2 protein-coding genes and 2 pseudogenes are annotated in these 3,595 nt (G+C 71.5%); all 4 read left to right on the forward strand.

The features are described from left to right. Positions 1–270, forward strand: a pseudogene (locus AB0K09_RS31355) (NUDIX hydrolase); the annotation flags it as partial. Between the two features lie 72 nt (positions 271–342). Beyond that, positions 343–786, forward strand: coding sequence for an NUDIX domain-containing protein (locus AB0K09_RS31360; RefSeq protein WP_366068788.1), 444 nt, complete (start codon positions 343–345; stop codon positions 784–786). An 86-nt stretch (positions 787–872) separates the two neighbouring features. Further along, positions 873–2,909 carry an ABC transporter ATP-binding protein gene (locus tag AB0K09_RS31365; RefSeq protein WP_366068789.1) on the forward strand — a complete coding sequence of 679 codons (2,037 nt, stop codon included), beginning with the start codon at positions 873–875 and terminating at the stop codon, positions 2,907–2,909. A 168-nt stretch (positions 2,910–3,077) separates the two neighbouring features. Next, a pseudogene (locus AB0K09_RS31370) lies at positions 3,078–3,595 on the forward strand (DUF2236 domain-containing protein); the annotation flags it as partial.

Below are 3,595 nucleotides of genomic sequence, written 5' to 3' on the forward strand. Positions count from 1 at the left end.
GTCCTGCCCTCGGACCTGGAGTTCTGTCAGCTGGTCCACTGCTTGGGTGCGGACGGACGGCGTCGCATCGGTGTGGCCTTCACCGCCCGGCGCTGGGAGGGCGAACCGTACAACAGGGAGCCCTCCCACACCGGCCTGTTCTGGGTCGATCCCGGTGCCCCGCCTCCCGATTGCCACCCCTACACCCGTGCCGTGTTGCACAACTTCGTCGCCGGCGCCCTCTACACCACCATCATGATCCCGGCGCATGCCGCTGGTGACGGCCCGTGAACGGGCCGGCAGCACGTCGATGCGCCCATACCGATGGCCGGGCCGCGGGCCCTGCACCAGAGAGGAGACCCCATGTCGTTCCTGCCGAACGTCCTCGGCGCACACCTGGTCTTCGAGCGGGACGGTCACGTCCTGCTGGGGCTGCGCCCCCCGGACGCGCTGTTCGCGGCGAATGTGTGGCATGTGCCCGCAGGGCACGTGGAGCGGGAGAGCGCACGGGCCTGCGCCGTGCGGGAAGCCCGTGAGGAGCTCGGTGTCACGGTGCACGAGCCCGACCTGGAGCTTGTGCACACCGTCCATCTTCTCGGCGCCGAGAACACCGTGCCCCGGTTGCAGCTGTTCTTCCGCGTGCACCGGTGGCACGGCGAGCCGCGCGTGATGGAGCCGGACCGGTGCGTGAAGTGGCAGTGGTGGCCACTGCACACGCTTCCCGAGCCGACGGTGGAGTACACGGTCGCGGCGCTGGAGGGCATAGCGCACGGCTGGCCGTACACGGATGTGGGCTGGCTTCGCTGACCCATTTCCCCGGCACGGCCGGCGCGCTCGCGTGGGAGTTGCCCACGCCGGAGGTGTCCATGGCACGAGGGTGAGGGGGATCGTCGATGAGTGACGCGAACGACAACGCGGGCGACAACAAGCCGGGGAGCCGGACGGAGGTGCCCGGCCCGCGCCGGGGTGTGCTGTTGCCGCTGCCTCCGGCGCGGGCCGCGGCGGCTCCGGAGGGTGAGGAGGTCGGCGACGAGCTGAAGAGCGCGTACTGGATGCAGTGGGACGGTGAAGCCGCCCGCACCAGTGTGTGGCGGATTCTCGGCCGGCTTCCGGCCATCTGCCGCAGGGTGCTCGGTCTGGCCTACCGGGCCGATGCGCGGGCCACCGTCGTGGTCGTGGTGCTGCAGCTGGGATCGTCGATGATGAGCGCGTTCGGGCTGCTGGCCTCGGTGCGCGTGCTCTCGGCGCTCTTCGCCCAGGGCGCGACCTCCGAGCGCATTCAGCACGCCCTTCCCTCCCTCGCGCTGGTCGCCGGCCTGATGGCGGCGCAGGGCCTGCTCGACTTCGGTGTCGCGCGCGGGCAGGCGGCGCTCACACCGAAGGTCCGGCGCGCGGTGGAGCTGGAATTCCTGAGGCTCAACTGCCATGTGCGCCTGGAGGCGGTGGACGATGCCGCCTTCGCCGACGAGGCCAACAAGGCCAACGACCGCGGCCTGTACTACATGCGCCAGGCCGTGCCGCAGCTGATCCAGCTCGCGCACGCCGTACTCGGCCTGATCGGGGCCGCCGGCGTCCTGGCCGTCCTGCACCCCGTGCTGCTGCCCCTTCTGGTGCTGTCCGTGGTTCCCCAGGGATACGCGGCGGTGCGCTCGGCACGCGCGCAGTTCCTCTCCCACAGCCGCTACAGCACCCTCCAGCGCCGTATCCGCCTGTTCACCTGGCTCCTTCTCGACCGCGACTCGGCTCCGGAGGTGCGCGCCTCCACGGCGCAGGAGGCACTGCTGGAGGAGCACGAGCGCTTCGCCCGGCGCATCGAGGAGGAGGACGCCCGGCTGGGGCGGCAGGAGGCGAACGTCTCGCTGTGGGGCCGGGCGGTGGGCGGCCTGACGGTCGGTGCCACGTATGCGGTGCTGGGGTGGATGACGGCGACGGGCCGGCTGCCGCTGGCTGCGGGCGGCGGCGCGTTCCTGGCGATCCGCGCCAGCCGTGGCACGCTGGTGAGTGTCGTGCTGGCCATGCACCAGATCTACGAGCACGCCCTGTGGATCGACGACCTCGAGCGGCACCTGGAGCGCTGCCGCGCCCTGCAACCGCACCGTACGGGACGGCGCCTGCCGGACCGGGTGAAGACCATCACCGTCACCGACGCCCACTACACGTATCCGGAGGCCGGCCGGGCCGCGCTGCGGGGGGTGTCGATGACGCTGGAGGCGGGATCCACGGTGGCGTTCGTCGGGGCGAACGGGTCGGGCAAGTCGACGATGGCCAAGCTCCTGGCAGGGCTGTACACGCCGACCGAGGGCACCATCCGCTGGGACGACGTGGAGGTGCGGGAGGTCGACGCCGAGAGCATTCAGGCCCAGGTCGCCATGGTTCTCCAGGACCCGGTCGCCTGGCCGCTGTCGGCGCTGGCCAATGTCACGATCGGCGCGGGGACCATCACCGAGGCCGACCCGCGGCGGGCCCTCGCGGCCGTGACCGAGTCCGGGGCGGACCGCGTCATCGCCGGCCTGCCGCAGCAGTGGGCCACCCCGCTGTCCAAGCGCTTCAAGAACGGACAGGAACTGTCGGGCGGGAACTGGGCCAAGGTGGCCGTGGCCCGGGGTCTGTACCAGGATGCCGCGGTGCTGGTGCTGGACGAGCCGACGGCCAGCATGGACGCCCGCGCCGAACACGCGGTCTACGAGGCAGTGCTCCACGGGCGGCGCCGGCCGGACCGCATCACCGTCCTGATCTCCCACCGGCTGGCCAGTGTGACCGAGTGCGACGTGATCTACGTCTTCCGCGACGGGCGCATCATCGAGTCCGGCACCCACCGGGACCTCATGACACACACCGCCGCGGACGGTCAACCGGGCGAGTACCGGCAGATGTTCACCCTGCAAGCCGCCGCGTACCGGGCAGCGGCCGCGGCGGGAGAGGACGCGTGAAGGGCGCCCGCCGGCGGCCGCGGGCGGGTGGCGGGGCCGGAGCGTCCAGCCCACCGAAGGCCGAGGCCGCACGCCCCGCCGCTCCCCGTATGAGTGTTGCTCTCGCCGGTGCCCTCTCCGGACTGGTAGAGGTGGGCTTCATTCGTGACTACTTCGAGGAGGCAGAAGATGCCTGCCGGTGCGTGGACGGACGAGGTGCTGGACCGGATGCGTGGGACCGGTGATGCGGCGGGCGACGCCGCGATCGCCGAGATCTACGAGCTGGGGAGACAGGAAGAGGTACGGCAGGCGCTGAGCGCGTTCGGCAGGAACAGCGACGTGCCGCCCGCCGGCCTGCCGCCCCGGCTCCAGAGCTACTTCGAACTGAGCTCGGTACTGCCCGAGTGGGCCGATCCGAAGCTGATCGAACGCGGTCGCGCGCTGCTGGGCCGCTACGAGGCGCTGGTCGTCTCGACGCTGCTGTGCGGCTCCCTCCCCCTGTGCTACGGCTGCGGAGACGGGGCCGAGGTGCTCGCACGTTCGCAGCGGCTGACCTCGGGGGTGTACCGAAGGCTGATGGAGACCTCGCAGTTCGTGGTCGACGTCCTCGACGACGGGGGGCTGGAGCCGCGGGGACACGGGCTGCGCTCGGCGCAGAAGATCCGTCTGCTGCACGCCACCATGCGGTACCACGTCGGCCGTCAGGC

The organism is Streptomyces sp. NPDC049577, from assembly GCF_040675635.1.
GTDB lineage: Bacteria > Actinomycetota > Actinomycetes > Streptomycetales > Streptomycetaceae > Streptomyces.